An 18783-nucleotide genomic window follows, 5' to 3' on the forward strand; every position below is an offset into this window, starting at 1 on the left:
TAAATGCCAGTTCCGTAAATCTGGCGTCCGAAAAGTTCATCCAGTACGAGCCATTGACTTAAAAGGTCAGATCGCCGCAGTGTGAGGGCGCACACAGTCGCCTCCTGCCCGAGGACGGTCATGTCCGTACGCCCCACCGATTCCGACTCCCTCTGTGGGCTCGACGCCGTCGAGCTCGCCGGCCTTGTCCGCCGCCGCGAACTGTCGGCGCGCGAGCTCGTCTCCGCCCACCTCGACCGCATCGAGCGCGTGAACCCGGCGCTCAACGCCATCGTCACGCTCGATGGGGAAGGCGCACTGGCGGCAGCCGGGCAGGCGGATGAACTGGCGGTATCCGGGGCCGAGTTGGGGCCGCTGCACGGGCTGCCCATCGCCTTCAAGGACACCCACCTCACCCGCGGCATGCGCACCACGCACGGCTCGCCGCTCTTCGCCGAGCACGTGCCCGACGAGGACGAACTCCTCGTCGAGCGCGTCCAGTCGGCCGGAGCGATCCGTATCGGAAAGACCAACGTCCCCGAGTTCGCGGCCGGTTCGCACACCTTCAACCCCGTCTTCGGCGCGACCCGGAACCCGTACGACCGGTCGCGCTCGGCAGGCGGCAGCAGCGGTGGCGCCGCCGCCGCGCTCGCCGCCCGGCTCACCCCGATCGCCGACGGCAGCGACATGGGCGGCTCGCTGCGCAACCCGGCCTCGTTCTGCAACGTCGTCGGCCTGCGCACCACGCCGGGGCGCGTGCCCTCGCTGCCCACGAACGACCTGTGGGAGACGCTCGGCGTCGCAGGACCCATGGGCCGCACCGTCGCCGACGTCGCCCTCCTCCTCTCGGCGATGGCGGGCCCCGACCCGCGCTGCCCGCAGTCCCTGGAGACCCCCGGATCCGTCTTCCGCGCCCCGCTGGAGCGCGACCTGAAGGGGCTGCGTGTCGCGTACGCCCCCGACCTCGGCGGCCGCGTCCACGTCGACCCCGAGGTCCGCGAGCTCGTCGCCCGGCAGGTCAAGGTGTTCGAGGCGGCCGGCGCGCACGTCGTCGAGGACTGCCCGGACCTGGACGGCGCCGAGGACGTCTTCCTCACGCTGCGGGCGCAGGCCTTCCGCACCGGGCTCGGCCTGCTCCTGGAGTCCTCCCGCGAGCAGCTCAAGCCCAGCCTGATCTGGAACATCGAGGAGGGCATCAAGCTCACCTCGGCCGACCTGGCCCGCGCCCGCACCGAGCACACCCGCATCCACCTCGCCGCCGCCGGGTTCTTCGAGCGCTACGACGTGCTGATCGCCCCGGTCAGTCAGGTCCTGCCGTTCGACGTCGACATGGAGTACCCGACCGTCATCGACGGGCAGCCGCAGCACAGCTACCTCGACTGGATGCGCTCGGCGTATCTGCTCACCGTCCTGGGCGCACCCGCCCTCTCCGTGCCCGCCGGCTTCACGGACGCCGGGCTCCCCGTCGGCCTGCAGATCGTGGGCCCGCCGCGCGCCGAACGCGACGTCCTCGAGATCGGCGCCGCCTACGAGGCGGCCACCGGACACGGACGCCGCGCGCCCCACCTCTCATAGCGACTCACAGAGCGTCCTGACGCTCATCTCCCTTCCGCTGGAGCCCCGATGAGATCTCCGCACATGTTGTGGGCCGCCGTGCCCGTTCTGGCTTTTCTCAGCACTCCGTTCCTGCCGTTCGTCAACGGGCCCCACTTGTGGTTCGGCATCCCGTCCGTGCTGGCCTGGTGCCTGCTCTGGACGGTGGGCACCACCGTGGCTCTCGCCGTCGTCGACCGGCTGGTGTTCGCCGGGCGGCCCGAGGAGGAGGACGAGGTGGCGGCCGCATGAACAGCACCATGGTCATCACGGTCCTCGGCATCGTCGCCATCGCGGTGGTCGGCGTCTCCGGCCGCCGCCCGCCCAGCAAGGAGCTGGGCGAGTGGACGGTCGCCAAGCGGGGCTTCTCCACCTTCACCACCTGGTTCCTGCAGGCGGGGGAGGCCTTCACCACCTTCAGTTTCCTGGGCCTCGCCGGCATCGCCTTCGGCGGCGGCGTCGCCGCGTCCTTCGCGGTCTGCTACCTCGCCATCAACTTCGTCCTCCAGTACTTCACCGCACCCCGGATGCGCCAACTCGGGCAGCGCGGCGGGTACTTGACGCAAGCCGACTTCTTCGTCGACCGCTACCGCAGCCCACTGCTCGGCAAGGTCGTCGCCGTCGTCGGCGCCGTGTTCCTGCTGCCGTATCTGCAACTGCAGATCACCGGGCTCGGCATGATCGTGCAGCTGGCGACCGGCAGCCACACCGGCGGCAACCTGAGCATGGTCCTCGCCACCGTCCTGACCGTCGTCTTCGTCCTGTGGTCGGGCATCCGCGGCATCGCGCGGGTCGCCTACCTCAAGGACGCACTGATGATCATCGGGCTCGTGGTGCTCGTCGCGGGCGTCGCCCTGTCGGTCAACGGCGGCATCGGAGGCCTCTTCGACACGATCCGCACCAGCCACCCGCAGCTGCTCACCCTCGACCAGGAGGGCTACGACGGCACGTTCTTCGTCACCGCCGTCATCATCTCCGGCATCGGCGGCGGCCTCGGCACCATGGCCCACCTGTGGCCGCCGGTGCTCGCCGCCCGCAGCGGCCGCGTGCTGCGCTCCAACGCGATCTGGCTGCCCCTCTACCAGGTGGCCCTCGGCATCCCGATCATCATCGGCTTCGCCGGAGTCCTGCTCGCGAAGAAGGGCACCGAGCCCAACGGAGTGGCCCTCACCCTCGCCGGACAGACCCTGCCGGGCTGGCTCGTCGGGCTCGTGGCGGTCGCCGCGGCCTCCGCCGCGATGGTGCCGTCGGCGGCCATCGTCGTCGGCATCTCCAGCCTGCTCTCGCGCAACCTGCTGAGCGCCCGCAACGAGCGCACCCAGCTGCGCACCAACCACCTGTGCGTGGTGGCCGCGGCGGGCCTCGCCCTCGTCCTCGGCCTCACCCGCCCCGGCCTCCTCTCCGACCTGCTGCTGCTCACGTACGGCGGCCTGACCCAGCTCGCCCCGGCGATCGTGATGGGGCTTGCGAAGAAGGTCAGGCTCGGGGCCGTGCCCGCGCTCATCGGCATCCTGACCGGCGTCGCGGTGCTCGCCTGGCTGACGTTCGGCTCCGTCGACGTCGGCACCGTGGACACCGGCCTGATCGCGCTGGCCGTCAACATCGTCGTCACGACCGGTGCCCAACTCGTCGTACGCTCCCGGCCTCAGGAAACCGTCAACTCACCGACGGACTCCGCCGATTCACCGGTCTCGGTGAGCCGCACGTAACGCGCGCTCGCCCCGGCCCCCACCTCGAACGGCGCCCACTCCTTGCCGTCCACCGAGGTCGCCAGCCGGTACGCCTTCGCCCCCTCCACCTTCACCCGGTCCACCGGGCGCACGCCGCCGAGATCCACGGTGAGCGAGGCGCCCGGTGCGGCCGGGTGCCAGGTCGTGGCCGGGTTGCCGTCGACGGCGGCGCCCGCGTACTGGCCCGGGTCCTCCGACGTCGCCTTCGCGGACTTGCAGCGGGCCAGGTCGGTGGTCGGGGTGAGGTCGGGGCGGCGGGTCGGCAGGGTGAGGCCCGCGCCGGTCACGATCCTGCGCCCGTCCGGAGTGTCGACGGCGAACGGCGCGCCGTGCGTGAGCCGGACAGTGGTGGTCCTGGCACCGATCTCGACGTCGTACGTCCGCCCCCGCCACTGAAGTCCCTTGACGTTCACGCCCGTTGAGAGCTGCGGCGGCAGCATCGGATCGAGCCGCACGGCGTCACCGTCCTGCACACGCATGCCCGTCAGGCCATGCGTGAAGACCTGTAGAAAACCGCCCTTCCCGGTCAGGAAGTCCTGCGCCGGCGTGCCCGCGAGCGCGTCCCCCGCGCCCGCCTTCTCGCCCCGCGACTCCGAGAACGTGCCGAACGGCCCCCGGAAGAACGGCCGCGAGGCCCGCTCAAGGAACGTGTACGTCGAGCAGCCCGGCTCACCGATTCCGGCCGCGGCAACGGCGTGCACCGAGTCCGTCATCGCCGGGCCGTCGCGGTCGGTGTGGGCCGCGTAGTAGTCGAGGGTGGCTGCCGCGGCGCCCTTCGGCATCGGCTTCCAGTCCAGCGGATACAGCAGCAGCACGGCGTCCGCCTGCTTGATGTCGGCGCCCTTGTCGATGTCGTAACCGTCGTACTGGAGAAAGACCTTGCGCTTCGCGTCGTACGGGATCCGGAGCCGGTCGGCGATCCGCTTCCAGTCGGCGGGTGCCCGCTCGCCGAGCAGCGCGGCGGCCTTCGTGGCGTCCCGCAGCGAGGTGGCGGCGACGGCGTTCGTGTACACCCCGTCGTCGACACCGTTGCTGTACTCATCGGGCCCGGCGACATCCTTGATGGAGTACGTTCCGTCCTTCTCATTGGGAGTCACCCGTGAACTCCAGTACGTGGCAAGCCCCTTGAGGAGCGGCCAGCCGCGCTCGCGCAGCCAGGTGCGGTCGCCGGTCGCCTGGTAGTACTGCCAGGCCGCGAGCGCGATGTCGCCCTGGAGGTGGTTCTGGGTGACGCAGTGCGGCGGGTTCCAGCTCTGGCACTCCTTCCACAACGACCCCGAACTCGCGCTGGTCCAGGGGTACATGAACCCCTTCTGCGAGGTCTTGAGCGCATTGTCGGCGGCCGCGGCGCGGGTCCTGTACCGGTACTCGAGCACCGGCTTCGCCAGCTCGGGACGGGTGGCGAGCAGCGACGGGTACATCCACGTCTCGGCGTCCCAGAAGACCATGCCCGCGTAGTTGTCGCTGCTCAGACCGGTCGGCCCGATGCTGTTACGGGCGCCGGGGCGCAGCGAGGAGAGCAGCCCGTACTGGGCGGCGCGCAACTGCGACTGGAGCTCGGGGCGGCCGGGCGTCTCGATGTCGGCGGCCCACAACTCCCGCCAGGCGGCGTTGTGCCGGAGGACGAGCGCGTCCCAGCCCGCGGCCGCGGCGCGCTTCGAGGCGCGTACGGCATCGGCCCGTGGACTGCTCGACGTGAGCGCGGTGTCGACGCCCACGTACTTCGTGACGTCGTACGTGGCGCCTTCGGTGGCGTGGAAGTCCGCGGACTGGCTGGTGCCGAGGGAGTTCTTGGCGGGGCGGGCGGTGTGGGTGCGGCCGGGGGAGCGGAGGGTGGTGGCGACGGTTCCGGCGGTCCCGGATCCGTCGGTGCGGAAGCCGACGGCGGCCGTGCGCTTCCCGGCGGGCCCACTGCCGGTGCCGGCGATCCGACGGGCGCCACGCTCATCGATCCGATCGGTGACCTTCACGCTTCCCGACCAGTGAGGTCTCACCCTCAACCGCACCGCGCCGACGTGCGGATCGGCCCGGTCGGCGAGCACTTCGTACGTCAGATCGGTGCGCTTCCCGTCCTTGTGCACCCACGTGACCTCGGTACGGACGACGCCGCAGCGCATGTCGAGGGTCTGCCGGTACCCCGTGGTGCGACTGCCCGGCCCGTACGTCTCGCCGCGCGCCTGGACGTCGAGGGCGGTCCAGGTGGGGAGGGCGGCGATGGCCTCGCGGTGGGCGGTGCTCTTGGGCCCGCGCCCGTACAGCCCGGAGACGAACGCGCCGTCGTACGGGGGCGTGTAGAGCGGCCACCCGGTCTTGTCCCCGTCCTCCCCGGTCCGCGCGTAGCCGGCCCCGACGGGCGGAACCCGCACGCCGAGATACCCGTTGCCCGCGTACGCGTGGTACGGACTCGTGGGCTCGACGGTACGAGTGGCGAGGCTCCAGCCGGGCCCCCCACATCCCGTCACGGACGGCGCGGCCTGCGCGGGCGGAACGAGGGTGGCACCAAGGGTGATGGCGGCAGTGACGACGAAACGTGCTGGCTTCATGGGGAGAGGGTGAGCTGCGAGGAGCGGATGGCCGGGTATGCGCGCCGGGCCGTAGGCGATCTGGGTGGGCAATCAAGCCCCGCTCTTTGGACGAGAGCCCGCGGGGTCCGGGGCGGAGCCCCGAGGCGGGTGGCCCGGAGGCCTAATGTCGCCACATGAGCCCCGCCACCTACTGCCCCGCCGACGGCACCCGCGTCCCCGCCGACTCCCTCACCTGGTGCTGCCCGTCCTGCCAGGGCCCCCTCGACCTGGACTACTCACCCACCCCGAGCCCCCTCAAGTCCCTGACGGGCCGCACCAGTTCGATGTGGCGCTACGCCGAATGCCTCCCGCTCCCACGCCCGGACTGCACCCTCGGCGAAGGGCGGACGCCCCTCGTCCCGCTCACCGCCGACGTGGACGCCAAGCTGGACTTCCTGATGCCCACCCTCTCCTTCAAGGACCGCGGCGCGGTGATGCTCGCCGCACTCGCCACCCGCCTCGGCCCCGAACGCGTCATCGCCGACAGCAGCGGCAACGCCGGAACCGCCATCGCCGCTTACTGCGCCCGCGCCCGCCTCGCCTGCACCGTCTACGTCCCCGAAGGCACGTCCGCCAAGAAGCTGGAGCAGATCCGGGCCCACGGCGCACGCCTGGAAGTGGTCGAGGGGGACCGCGAGGCCACGGCCCGCGCGGCGCGCACGGCCGCCGACGAGGACGGGGTGTTCTACGCCAGCCACGTCTACAACCCGTACTTCCTGCACGGCACCAAGACGTACGTACACGAACTGTGGGAGGACATGGGCGGCCGCCTCCCCGAGGCCCTGGTCCTCCCCGTCGGCAACGGAACGCTGCTGCTCGGCGCCGCCCTCGCCGTCGCCGAACTGCACCACGCCGGGCTGATCGACCGCCGCCCCGCCCTGCACGCCGTGCAGTCCGCCGCGGTCGCCCCGCTGGCGCGCGCATGGCAGGCCGGATCGGACGAGATCGTCGTCGACGAGGCCCCGGCCCCCACCGCCGCCGAGGGCATCGCCATCCCGAACCCGCCGCGCGCCCGCCAGATCCTGCGCGCCGTCCGCGAATCCGGCGGCGCCTTCCACACGGTGACGGAGGACCAGATCCGGCACGCCCAACTCGACCTCGCCTCCCGGGGCCTGTACGTCGAGTCGACCGGCGCGGTCTGCTGGGCCGCGACCCGCGAGGGCGCTCTCGGCAGCCGGAGCGCGGTCGTCCCGCTGTGCGGCGCGGGACTCAAGACGGGGCTCGTCCCCGACCCCGGAAACGTATGAATGCTCGAACCCTGGTCCGATGTGTGAATAATGCACTACCTGGGCAAAGTTGCTGCGTAAAGGCCCCTGACGTCGTCCGACGTCGGAAGTCATCACATCGAGTGATTCTCTGGCCTTTGCTTGCACGCCTCAACCGACGGTTGCCACGCTGTTGCTGTCTGTCAATCTGATGGGGATCTGAGGGGACAACCAGTGACATTCGGTGAGCAGCCGGCGTATCTCCGCGTTGCGGGGGATCTCCGCAAGAAGATCGTCAGTGGCTCGCTGCCGCCGCACACCCGCCTTCCCTCACAGGCCAAGATCCGTGAGGAGTACGGGGTTTCGGACACGGTGGCCCTGGAGGCCCGCAAGGTCCTGATGGCGGAGGGGCTCGTCGAGGGCCGGTCGGGGTCGGGGACCTATGTGCGCGAGCTGCCCGTGCCGCGCCGTGTCTCCCGCTCCGGCTACCGGCCGAGCAGTGGTTCCACACCGTTCCGGCAGGAGCAGGCCGATCCGGACGCGCGGGGGACCTGGGAGTCGCGCAGCGAGCAGATCGAGGCGGTCACCTCCGTCGCGGAGCGGCTCGCGATCCGCGCGGGCGACCGGGTGATGCGCACCAAGTACGTGTACCGGGACGCGGGCGAGGCGATGATGCTCGCGACCTCCTGGGAGCCCCTCGCCGTGACGGGGCGCACGCCCGTGATGCTCCCGGAGGAGGGTCCGCTCGGCGGCTGCGGGGTGGCCGAGCGCATGGCCGCGATCGACGTGATTGTGGACAACGTGACGGAGGAAGTGGCCGCCCGCCCCGGCCTCGCCGAGGAGTTGAGCGCGCTCGGCGGCGTGCCGGGTCATGTCGTGATCGTCATCCACCGGACCTTCTTCGCCTCCGGCCGGCCGGTCGAGACGGCCGATGTCGTCGTCCCCGCGGACCGCTACCGCATCGCGTACCACCTGCCGGTCCGGTAGCCGGCGGCGCCCGATCTCCGGGGTGCCGCGTCCGGGGCGTGTGATCCCGAGTTAACCGTGGCCCAACTCCCGTAACAGGCAGGCAATCGGGCGCTGCCCCGGATTGTCATGTCCGGCTCCTAACTTCCCTCTCCGTACGCAGTTGGTATACCGCTGACGGAGGAACGGGTAGCCGCCATGACCGAGACCGCCGTACCCCACGCAGACCCGGCGTCCGGGTCGCCCGCAGGAGGGCCCGACGGGCGGGCCCCGAAGCGCAGTTACGCCAAGCTGGCCGCCGACGAGTCCCGCGAGGACTACTCGCTGCGCTATGCCCCGCACTCCTACCGGCGCTGGTCCGAGACCACCGTCGCCTCCACCGCGCTCGGCGGCATCGCCTACCTCGCGGACTTCGCGATCGGCGCGTCCATCGTCTTCACGTACGGATTCACCAGCGGGCTCGCCTCGATCCTGTGCGCGGCGACGATCATCTTCACCACCGGCATCCCGATCGCCCGGGCCTGCGCCAAGTACGGCCTGGACATGGATCTGATCACCCGGGGCGCCGGCTTCGGCTACTTCGGCTCGACGCTGACGTCCCTCATCTACGCCTCGTTCACGTTCATCTTCTTCGCGCTCGAAGGCTCGATCATGGCGCAGGCGATGCACGAGGTCTTCGGACTTCCGCTGCCCATCGGGTACTTGCTGACCACGCTGATCGTGATCCCGATCGTGTTCCGCGGGATGGGCGCGCTCGCCAAGGTGCAGGCGTGGACGCAGCCGATCTGGCTGATCGGGCTTGTCCTGCCCTTCGTGATCCTGCTCTTCAACTCGCCGGGTTCCTTCGGTGACTTCACCAGCTTCGGCGGGACCGAGGGCGCGGGCAGCGGCTTCTCCTGGCTCGGCTTTGGGCTCGGCACCGGCGTCGCGCTCTCGCTCATCGCGCAGATCGGCGAGCAGGCCGACTACCTCCGGTTCATGCCGGCCAAGACGGAAGCGAACAAGAAGCGGTGGAATCTGGCCGTTCTGGCGGCGGGACCCGGCTGGGTGATCATCGGCGCCGCCAAGCAGATCGGCGGCGCGCTCCTCGCCTTCGTAGCCCTCGAAGCGGTCGGCAAGACGCACGCGCTCGAACCCATCGCACCGCAGGTCGAGGCGCTCAAGCCGTGGCTCGGCTCGGTCGCGCTGCCCGTCGCCGCGCTCTTCGTGGTGGTCTCCCAGATCAAGATCAACGTCACCAACGCGTACAGCGGTTCGCTGTCCTGGTCGAACTTCTTCTCCCGCGTGACGCACCGGCACCCCGGCCGCGTCTGGTACATCTTCCTCAACCTCGCCATCGCGCTGACGCTGATGGAAATGAACATGTTCGCGGCTCTGAACAAGCTGCTCGGCTTCTACTCGAACGTGGGCATCGCCTGGATCGCGGCCGTCGCCGCCGACCTCGTCATCAACAAGCGGGTGGGCTGGAGCCCCAAGTACATCGAGTTCAAGCGGGCGTACCTGTACGCGGTGAACCCGGCCGGATTCGGCGCCATGGTGATCGCCTCGGTCGTCTCGATCCTGGCGTTCTTCGGACTCTTCGGTGAGTACGCCGAGGCCTTCTCCACCTTCATCGCCGCGGGCCTCGCGCTGATCCTGTGCCCGCTCATCGCCTGGGCCACCAAGGGCAGGTACTACCTGGCGCGGCCGAACCCGGTGAACGGGCCGGACGTCGAGTTCGCAGAGGGCACCGACATCACCGCGACCCACACGTGCACCGTCTGCGAGACCGCGTACGAACTCCCGGACATCGCCGACTGCCCGGCCCACTCGGGCCCGATCTGCTCGCTCTGCTGTTCCCTCGACGCCGACTGCGGCGACCTCTGCACCAAGAAGCCGACGGGCGAACCGGTGCTGATGCCGATGCCGGAGGTACGTACGCGCTGAAGCCGTACCGGAGGTGACTGAGGGGGCGCACCCACGGGGGGTGCGCCCCCTCGGTTCGTCGTCCGTGTGTTCGGCCCGTGGCTTGTTGCGTATCTCTTTGTGCCAATCCGTATCCGGTGCGTGAAGGTCAGGCGTAGGCTCGGGCATATGCGGTTTGCGGTTTCCTCGGGGATGGGAGGCAGGGCGCGATGCGAGTCGAGGCCGGCGTGGCCAGGGAGGGGCGGGGCGCGATGAGCGACAGCACGACCACACTTCCGTGGCAGGTCATCCGCGAGGACGACAACGGGAACCGCTACCGGGTGGGCCGTTACGCCACGAAGGCCGAGGCCCAGCGCATGGCCGACAGTCTCGACGACCGCAGGGGCCACCAGCCGACGTACTGGGTGGAGCGCCTGGGGCAGGGGCGGAACGGTACGGCGCTCTGAGGGAGTCATAGGCTCCGGCGCATGCCCCCTGAATCACCATCACCGACCGTCGTGGTCGCCGCGGCCCTGTACGACACCGATGAGCGGCTGCTCGCCGCGCGGCGCAGTGCGCCCCCGGAACTCGCGGGCCGTTGGGAGCTTCCCGGCGGCAAGGTCGAACCCGGCGAGACGCCGGAGCGGGCGCTCGTCCGCGAGCTGCGCGAGGAACTCGGCATCGACGCCGAACCGCTCGCCCGGGTGCCGGGTGAATGGCCCCTGAAGGCCGGATACGTACTGCGGGTGTGGCGCTGCCACCTGCGCTCCGGCACCCCGAGCCCCCTCCAGGACCACGACGAGCTGCGCTGGCTGACGGCGGACGAGGTGTGGTCCGTGGACTGGCTCGACCAGGACGTCCCCGCGGTGAAAGAGGTCCTGCGGGATCGCCTCTGACGGGGGCTTGTGCCCGCCTCCCACGCGCCTCGCCTACGCCGTCCGTGCCACGGCGCACCCCACTTCGCGATAGCGCGCCGCTCCGTCCGGGTATATCCCGATTAACCCTATGAAACCGGACAGGGTCCTTCGCGGGCCAGGGATGTGATCCGCGTGCTCCACACTGAAGGCGACTGCGTCGAGTGGGCCTTTCCCGCCGACCCGTCGGCCGTCCGAAGGGCGCGCGCCGCGGTGCGCGGACAACTCGTCGAATGGGAGCTCGAAGAGCTCGCCGATATCGCCGCGCTGCTGGTCAGCGAGCTGGTGACCAATTCCCTGCGATATGCGTCCGGGCCCATCGGCGTACGGCTCGCCCGCCCGCCCGAGACCTCCGGAGTCCTCCTGGTGGAGGTCTCCGACCCGCTGCCCGACCCGCCCTGTGCCCGCACCGCGGCCCCCGACGAGGAGGGCGGGCGCGGGCTTCAGCTGGTGACGGAGGTGTCCCGGCGCTGGGGCACACGGCCCGGCGGGGAGCGGTCGGGCGGGAAGACCGGGAAAACGGTGTGGTTCGAGCTGTCGCTGCCGGGTGAGGAGACCCCCGAGGTGAGGAGACGCCCGAGGTGAGGAGGCGCTCAAGGTTAGGAGGCGCCCGAGCGGGACAGACGCGGGTGTGAGGGAGCAGGTGTGAGATGCCGTGTGTGGGCGCACCCGCACCCTGGGTACGGAAACAGACGGTCCCGACGGGCCAAAAAGCGTCGGGACCATGGTGTGATCGTGAACACCGTGTTGCGCGGCTCCGTAGTGCTGGATACTGCGTGCAGCCGCCTCGGTGACCGGTGCCGGACGCGGTGAGCTGGAGGGGACGGTTCGCGTGAGCGAGATACCAGCGAAGGGAAGGGTGTCCGAGGACCCCTCGGGCGCGACCTCGGCGTCGCGCGCGGAGCGGGTGCCTCCGGGCGGTGACGCTCCTGATGCCGCGGGCACGGAGCGCGCGGAACCGATCCCGGAACAGGAAGCGGACGCCTCCTCGGCGCTCCCCGAGGAATCCTTCGGCCGGCCCGACCTCTGGCAGGCGAGCCCGCCGGGTTCGATCTACGACTACATCAAGGTCGCCTCCTTCTCGATCGGCTCCGACGGCGCGATCGACCAGTGGAGCCGGCGGGCCGCCCAGCTCTTCGGGGTCCCGCCCGGGGAGGCCGTGGGCAAGGACCCCATCGAGGCCTTCGTCCCCGCGGACCTGCGTGAGCGCGGCCACCGCAAGATGGCGGAGATCCTGGACGGGCAGGAGTGGACGGGCGTCGTCCCGTTCCGGGTGCCGGCGTCCGGCTCCTCAGAAGCGGCGGAAGCGGAACCGCGAGCGGAGGCGCCGCTCGCGGCCGGCGCGGGAGCGACGGGGCTCGCCGAGATCTATGTGATGCCGACGACCACCGAGTCCGGCGAGCGCGCCGCGGTGTGCATCGTCGTCGACGTACAGACGCTGCGCCACATCGAGACCGACCTCGCGTCCTCGCAGGCCATTTTCGGCCAATCTCCCTTCGGCTTCCTGCTGTTCGGCACCGACCTCAAGGTCCTGCGCACCAACCGCACCCTCACCGCGGTCTTCGGCGGCCACGTCGACGACCACCACGGCCGGACCGTCCACGACTATCTGCCGCGGCACGAGGCCGACCGCGTGCAGGGCGCGCTGCGCCGGGTCCTGGAGACGGGCGACGCGGTCACCGACATGCAACTGGTCGGCCCCGCCCCGGAGTCCACCGAGCGGCGGCACTGGTCGATCAACCTCTACCGCGTGCACAGCGGTACGGGCCGCCCCATCGGCGTCGCCGGCCTCGCCACCGACGTCACCCGCAGGCACGCCGCGGCCCGCGAGGCCGCGCACGCCCGCCGCAACCTGGCGCTCCTGAACGAGGCGGGCTCCCGGATCGGCAACTCGCTCGACCTGGAGACGACCGCCCGCGAGCTCCTCGACGTCGTCGTCCCCGGCTTCTGCGACCTCGCGTCCGTGGACCTGTACCAAGGGCTGCTCGCGGGCGACGAGGCACCGCCGGGCCTCGCCGACGGCAGCGCCGAACTGCGCAGGGTGGCCGCCGCGAGCGCCGTCGCCGACGTGCCGTTCCTCGACCTCGGAGGCGAGGCCCCCGTCAACGTGGGGGCGGTGCACCGCTTCGCGTTCAACTCGCCCTGCGCGCACGCCCTGCGCACCGCGCGTCCGCAGACGCTGCCCACCGAGCAGCGCGGCCTCGTGCAGTCCACGCTCGCCGTGCCGATGGTCGCGCACGACACGGTCGTCGGGCTCGTGCAGTTCTCCCGGACGAAGGGCAGCGAGCCGTTCACCGACCGGGACCGGGCGCTCGCCGTGGAGCTGGCGGCGCGCGCCGCGGTCTGTATCGACAACGCGCGCCTGTACCGCCGCGAGCACGAGCGCGCGCTGATCCTCCAGCGCTCCCTGCTGCCGCCGGACGACCCGGAGGCGGCAGGACTCGACATCGCCTGCCGCTACCGGCCGGGCAACGCCGCGACCGAGGTCGGCGGCGACTGGTTCGACGTCATCGAACTCCCCGGGCACCGCACCGCGTTGGTCGTCGGCGACGTCATGGGGCGCGGACTGCGCGCCGCCGTCGCCATGGGTGAACTGCGCACCGCCGTACGTACGTTGTCCCTGCTCGACCTCGAACCGGCCGAAGTGCTCAGCGCGTTGGACGAGATCGCGCGCGGCCTCGGCGCCCCCGGCGGCGCCCAGCAGGGCACCCGCCCCGCCCGCTCCGCGCGCTCCTTCGGCGGCGAGGACCTCTCCGAGGTGTACCTCGCCACCTGTGTCTACGCGGTGTACGACGCGGTCACCAGGCGCTGCACATTCGCCAACGCGGGACACCTGCCGCCGGTCCTCGTCGAACCCGGCGAGGGCGCGCTCATGCTCGACGTGCCGCCCGGGATGCCGCTCGGCGTCGGCGGCGAGCCGTTCGAGGAGGTGGAGGTGGAGCTGCCGGAGGGCGCGCTGCTCGCCCTCTACACGGACGGCCTGGTGGAATCCCGCGACCATCCGCTCGACGAGGGCCTCTCGGCCTTCCGCAACGCGCTCGACGACCCCTCCCCGGTGCTCGAGGACGCCTGCGACCACGTCCTCAACACCCTCGACACCCATCACGGGGAGGACGACATCGCGCTCCTCATGGCCCGTGTGCAGGGGCTGCCGAGCGGGAACGTCGGCGACTGGACGCTGCCGCGCGAGCCGAAGTCGGTGGGCAGGGCCCGCGAGTACGCGCGGACGCAGCTGTCGAGCTGGGGCATGGAGAGCCTCGTCGACACGTCGGAGCTCTTGGTCAGCGAGCTGGTCACCAACGCGCTGCGGTACGGCGAGGGCGACATCAGGCTCCGTCTCCTCCTCGACCGCACGCTGGTGTGCGAGGTGTGGGACGCGGGTCTCGTGCAGCCGCGCCGCCGCAGGGCGCGGGACACGGACGAGGGCGGCCGCGGGCTTCAGCTCGTCGGACTGCTGAGCGCCGCGTGGGGCTCGCGCCGGACGCCGCGCGGGAAGACGGTCTGGTTCGAGTTGCCGCTGCCGGACGGGGAGACGGGCCTGGCGGACCCGACGGAGGCGCTGCTCAGCCTGTTCTGACGGGAGTGTCCTTCTCCGGCATTCGGTGGTGACGCCGAACACATCCCCACACCCCCCTTTGCATGGTCATGCATCATCATGCATACTCTTCCCATGTCCAAGGTCCTCACATCCCTCCCGGCCGGCGAGCGCGTCGGCATCGCCTTCTCGGGCGGCCTCGACACGTCGGTCGCCGTCGCGTGGATGCGTGACAAGGGCGCCGTCCCGTGCACGTACACCGCCGACATCGGCCAGTACGACGAGCCCGACATCGACGGCGTGCCCAGCCGAGCGAAGGCGTACGGCGCCGAGATCGCGCGTGCCGTCGACTGCAAGGCCGCCCTTGTGGAGGAGGGCCTTGCCGCGCTGACCTGCGGTGCGTTCCACATCCGCTCCGGCGGTCGCGCGTACTTCAACACGACGCCGCTCGGCCGCGCGGTCACCGGCACGCTTCTGGTGCGGGCGATGCTGGAGGACAACGTCCAGATCTGGGGCGACGGCTCGACGTACAAGGGCAACGACATCGAGCGGTTCTACCGCTACGGTCTGCTCGCCAACCCGAACCTGCGGATCTACAAGCCGTGGCTCGACGCGGACTTCGTGACGGAGCTCGGCGGCCGGCAGGAGATGTCGGAGTGGCTGGTCGAGCACGGCCTGCCCTACCGGGACTCGGCGGAGAAGGCGTACTCCACGGACGCCAACATCTGGGGTGCCACGCACGAGGCCAAGACGCTCGAGCACCTGAACGTCTCGCTCGAGACGGTCGAGCCGATCATGGGCGTCAAGTTCTGGGACCCGTCGGTGGAGATCCCCACCGAGGACGTCACGATCGGCTTCGAGATGGGCCGCCCGGTCACGATCAACGGCAAGGAGTTCGCCTCCGCCGTCGACCTGGTGATGGAGGCCAACGCGATCGGCGGCCGCCACGGCCTGGGCATGTCCGACCAGATCGAGAACCGGATCATCGAGGCCAAGAGCCGTGGCATCTACGAGGCGCCGGGCATGGCCCTCCTGTTCGCCGCGTACGAGCGCCTGGTCAACGCGATCCACAACGAGGACACGGTCGCGCAGTACCACGCGGAGGGCCGTCGTCTCGGCCGCCTGATGTACGAGGGCCGCTGGCTCGACCCGCAGGCCCTGATGATCCGGGAGTCGCTGCAGCGCTGGGTCGGCGCCGCGATCACCGGCGAGGTCACGCTGCGCCTTCGCCGCGGCGAGGACTACTCGATCCTCGACACGCAGGGCCCTGCCTTCTCCTACCACCCGGACAAGCTCTCCATGGAGCGCACCGAGGACTCGGCGTTCGGCCCGGTCGACCGGATCGGCCAGCTGACCATGCGCAACCTCGACATCGCCGACTCGCGCGGCAAGCTCGAGCAGTACGCGACGCTCGGCCTCCTCGGCGAGGGCAGCCCGGTCGCCGGCGCGGCCCAGGCGGCCGTGACGGGCCTGATCGGCACGATGCCGCAAGGCGGCGCCCAGGCCATCGCCTCCCGCGGCGAAATCTCCGCGGAGGACGAGGCACTGGACCGCGCGGCCATGGAATCCGGCACGGACTGACTCCGTCGGTTGACCGGTGATCGAAGGGGGCACCCCGGCCACGGGGTGCCCCCTTCATCCCGTGATGGCGGCGGCGTTCGCACACGTCGCGGGGCTCCGCCCCGGGCCCCGCTGCTCAATCGCCGCAGGGGCTCACGAGCGGCGGCGGATTTTGTTGCCCAGCCACACCACCGGATCGTACTTGCGGTCGGCTGCCCTTTCCTTCAAGGGGATCAGGGCGTTGTCGGTGATGTGGATGCCCTCGGGGCAGACCTCCGTGCAGCACTTGGTGATGTTGCAGTAGCCGAGGCCGTGTTCGTCCTGGGCCGTGCGTTTGCGGTCGAGGCCCTCGTCCGAGGCCGAGTCCAGCGGGTGCATGTCGAGTTCCGCGACGCGCATCAGGAAGCGGGGGCCCGCGAAGGCCGTCTTGTTGTCCTCGTGGTCACGGACGACATGGCAGGTGTCCTGGCACAGGAAGCACTCGATGCACTTGCGGAACTCCTGTGGGCGGTCGACGTCCTCCTGCATCATCCGGTACTCGCCGGGACCGACCCCGGCGGGCGGGACGAAGGCCGGGACCTCGCGGGCCTTCCGGTAGTTGAAGCCGACGTCGGTGACGAGATCGCGTACGACGGGGAAGGCGCGCAGCGGCGTGACCGTGATCACCTCGTCACGCGTGAACACCGACATGCGGGTCATGCACAACAGTCGCGGCCGCCCGTTGATCTCCGCCGAGCACGAACCGCACTTGCCCGCCTTGCAGTTCCAGCGGACCGCCAGGTCGGGGGTCTGCGTCGCCTGCAGCCGGTGGATGATGTCGAGGACGACCTCGCCGTCGTTCACCTCGACCTTGAAGTCCTCCAGGCCGCCCCCGCCGACGTCGCCCCGCCACACCCGGAAGGCCGCCTCGTAGCTGCTCACTCGAAAAGCTCCTCTTCGGCCAGGTACTTCACCAGCTCCTCCTTCTCGAACAGGGCGAGCAGGTCGGGGCGGATGGGTTCGGTGGTCTCGCGGGTGAGCGTGATCTGGCCACGCACCGGGTCCGTGGCCGCCAACCCGCCGGAGGGATCGCGGAGTTGGCACAGCAGATTCGCCCGCCGCCACTCCCGGCTCATCGCCGGATGGTCCTCACGGGTGTGCCCGCCCCGCGACTCCGTGCGCTCCAGCGCGGCCCGCGCGATGCACTCGCTGACCAGCAGCATGTTGCGCAGGTCGAGCGCGAGGTGCCAGCCCGGATTGAACTGGCGGTGCCCCTCGACACCGGCCCGCCGCGCCCGCACCCGCAGATCCCCGAGCTTGCGCAGCGCCTGCTCCATCTCGGCCTCCCGCCGGATGATGCCGACCAGGTCGTTCATCGCCTGCTGGAGCTCCTGGTGCAAGGTGTACGGGTTCTCGGGCGCGACGCCCTCCTCCTGGCCCTCCGCCGAGAAGGGCCGCAGTGCCTCTGCCGCCGCCGTGTCGATCTGCTCGTCGTCCACGGCCGGACGGACCGTGTGCGAGGCCGCGTACGTCGCCGCGTGCAGGCCCGCCCGCCGGCCGAACACCAGCAGGTCGGAGAGCGAGTTGCCGCCGAGCCGGTTGGAGCCGTGCATGCCGCCGGCCACCTCACCGGCCGCGTAGAGACCCGGCACGCCGCGCGCCGCCGCCGTGTCCGACTCGACGGCGATGCCGCCCATCACGTAGTGACAGGTCGGCCCGACCTCCATCGCCTCGGCCGTGATGTCGACGTCCGCCAGCTCCTTGAACTGGTGGTACATGGACGGCAGTCGGCGCCGGATCCGCTCGGCGGGCATCCGGGTCGAGACGTCGAGGAAGACGCCGCCGTGCGGAGAGCCGCGCCCCGCCTTGACCTCCGCGTTGATGGCCCGCGCCACCTCGTCGCGCGGCAGCAGCTCGGGGGGCCGGCGGTTGCGGTCCGGGTCCTCGTACCAGCGGTCGCCCTCCTCCTCCGACTGCGCGTACTTCTCCTTGAAGACGTCGGGGATGTAGTCGAACATGAACCGCTTGCCCTCGGAGTTGCGCAGCACCCCGCCGTCGCCGCGCACCGACTCCGTGACGAGGATTCCCTTCACCGAGGGCGGCCAGACCATGCCCGTCGGGTGGAACTGCACGAACTCCATGTTGAGCAGCGGTGCTCCGGAGAGCAGCGCGAGCGCGTGCCCGTCGCCCGTGTACTCCCACGAGTTCGACGTCACCTTGAAGGACTTGCCGATGCCACCGGTCGCAAGCACCACGCTCGGCGCCTCGATGACGAAGAAGCGCCCGCTCTCCCGCTCGTAGCAGAAGGTGCCGGAGACCTGGCCGTCGTCGTCCTTCAGGATCCGGGTGACCGTGCACTCCTGGAAGACCTTCAGGCCGGACTCGTAGTCGCCGGTCTCCTTGAAGTCCTGCTGCTGGAGCTGGACGATCTTCTGCTGGAGCGTGCGGATCAGTTCGAGTCCCGTACGGTCGCCGACGTGCGCGAGCCGCGGGTACTCGTGCCCGCCGAAGTTGCGCTGCGAGATCCGCCCGTCGCCGGTGCGGTCGAACAGGGCGCCCCAGGTCTCCAACTCCCATACGCGGTCGGGGGCTTCCTGTGCGTGCAGCTCCGCCATCCGCCACTGGTTGAGGAATTTGCCGCCGCGCATCGTGTCGCGGAAATGCACCTGCCAGCTGTCACCGGAGTTCACATTGCCCATGGAGGCCGCGATGCCGCCCTCCGCCATCACCGTGTGGGCCTTGCCGAACAGGGACTTGCAGATCACCGCCGTACGGGCACCCCGCTCACGCGCCTCGATCGCGGCCCGAAGCCCCGCGCCACCGGCGCCCACCACGACAACATCCCACTGCTGCCGCTCAACCGAACTCATCGAT

General features: G+C 70.7%; 14 protein-coding genes. 11 read left to right on the forward strand and 3 right to left on the reverse strand.

From position 1 onward, the window contains the following. The first annotated feature begins 120 nt into the window (after window positions 1–120). Genes OHA73_RS27525 through OHA73_RS27535 form a run of 3 tightly spaced genes read left to right on the forward strand, consistent with a single transcriptional unit; the run spans window position 121 to window position 3281 of the window. Complete coding sequence (locus tag OHA73_RS27525) at window positions 121–1554, forward strand: amidase (RefSeq protein WP_267069362.1); 1434 nt, start codon at window positions 121–123, stop codon at window positions 1552–1554. A 48-nt stretch (window positions 1555–1602) separates the two neighbouring features. Then, complete coding sequence (locus tag OHA73_RS27530) at window positions 1603–1824, forward strand: hypothetical protein (protein ID WP_266713655.1); 222 nt, start codon at window positions 1603–1605, stop codon at window positions 1822–1824. Then, window positions 1821–3281 carry a sodium:solute symporter family protein gene (locus OHA73_RS27535; protein WP_266713657.1) on the forward strand — a complete coding sequence of 487 codons (1461 nt, stop codon included), beginning with the start codon at window positions 1821–1823 and terminating at the stop codon, window positions 3279–3281. The genes OHA73_RS27530 and OHA73_RS27535 overlap by 4 nt, the downstream gene beginning before the upstream one ends. Here the strand turns inward: OHA73_RS27535 and OHA73_RS27540 are convergent. Continuing rightward, the gene (locus OHA73_RS27540; protein WP_267069361.1) at window positions 3218–5845 is read right to left on the reverse strand and encodes a discoidin domain-containing protein; all 2628 of its coding nucleotides are present in this window, start codon (window positions 5843–5845) and stop codon (window positions 3218–3220) included. The two genes, OHA73_RS27535 and OHA73_RS27540, sit on opposite strands and share 64 nt — an antisense overlap. A 155-nt stretch (window positions 5846–6000) precedes the next feature. On the opposite strand from OHA73_RS27540, the gene OHA73_RS27545 reads away from it, so the two are divergent. From OHA73_RS27545 to argG, 8 genes are all read left to right on the forward strand, one after another. Continuing rightward, the gene (locus OHA73_RS27545; protein ID WP_267069360.1) at window positions 6001–7113 is read left to right on the forward strand and encodes a threonine synthase; all 1113 of its coding nucleotides are present in this window, start codon (window positions 6001–6003) and stop codon (window positions 7111–7113) included. Window positions 7114–7305: 192 nt separating this feature from the next. Continuing rightward, entirely contained in the window at window positions 7306–8058 is a 753-nt protein-coding gene (locus OHA73_RS27550; RefSeq protein ID WP_266713663.1) for a GntR family transcriptional regulator, read from the forward strand. 177 nt (window positions 8059–8235) lie between these two features. Then, entirely contained in the window at window positions 8236–9963 is a 1728-nt protein-coding gene (locus tag OHA73_RS27555) for a purine-cytosine permease family protein (protein ID WP_267069359.1), read from the forward strand. Between the two features lie 230 nt (window positions 9964–10193). Beyond that, entirely contained in the window at window positions 10194–10388 is a 195-nt protein-coding gene (locus OHA73_RS27560; RefSeq protein ID WP_266713667.1) for an SPOR domain-containing protein, read from the forward strand. A 21-nt stretch (window positions 10389–10409) separates the two neighbouring features. Continuing rightward, complete coding sequence (locus tag OHA73_RS27565; protein WP_266713670.1) at window positions 10410–10817, forward strand: (deoxy)nucleoside triphosphate pyrophosphohydrolase; 408 nt, start codon at window positions 10410–10412, stop codon at window positions 10815–10817. Between the two features lie 144 nt (window positions 10818–10961). After that, a complete protein-coding gene (locus OHA73_RS27570; protein ID WP_266713672.1) occupies window positions 10962–11420 on the forward strand; it encodes an ATP-binding protein in 459 nt (152 codons plus the stop codon). A gap of 247 nt (window positions 11421–11667) precedes the next feature. Then, a complete protein-coding gene (locus OHA73_RS27575; RefSeq protein WP_353962547.1) occupies window positions 11668–14412 on the forward strand; it encodes a SpoIIE family protein phosphatase in 2745 nt (914 codons plus the stop codon). Window positions 14413–14505: 93 nt separating this feature from the next. Continuing rightward, window positions 14506–15951, forward strand: a complete 1446-nt coding sequence (argG, locus tag OHA73_RS27580) for an argininosuccinate synthase (RefSeq protein ID WP_266713676.1) — start codon at window positions 14506–14508, stop codon at window positions 15949–15951. A gap of 132 nt (window positions 15952–16083) precedes the next feature. Here the strand turns inward: argG and OHA73_RS27585 are convergent, their stop codons facing one another. Further along, window positions 16084–16851, reverse strand: a complete 768-nt coding sequence (locus OHA73_RS27585; RefSeq protein ID WP_267069356.1) for a succinate dehydrogenase/fumarate reductase iron-sulfur subunit — start codon at window positions 16849–16851, stop codon at window positions 16084–16086. Beyond that, on the reverse strand, window positions 16848–18779 hold the full coding sequence (locus OHA73_RS27590) for a fumarate reductase/succinate dehydrogenase flavoprotein subunit (RefSeq protein ID WP_267069355.1): 1932 nt from the start codon (window positions 18777–18779) through the stop codon (window positions 16848–16850). Before OHA73_RS27590 ends, OHA73_RS27585 begins: the two co-directional genes overlap by 4 nt. Window positions 18780–18783 lie beyond the last annotated feature (4 nt).

The sequence above is a fragment of the Streptomyces sp. NBC_00483 genome, assembly GCF_036013745.1.
Classification (GTDB): domain Bacteria; phylum Actinomycetota; class Actinomycetes; order Streptomycetales; family Streptomycetaceae; genus Streptomyces.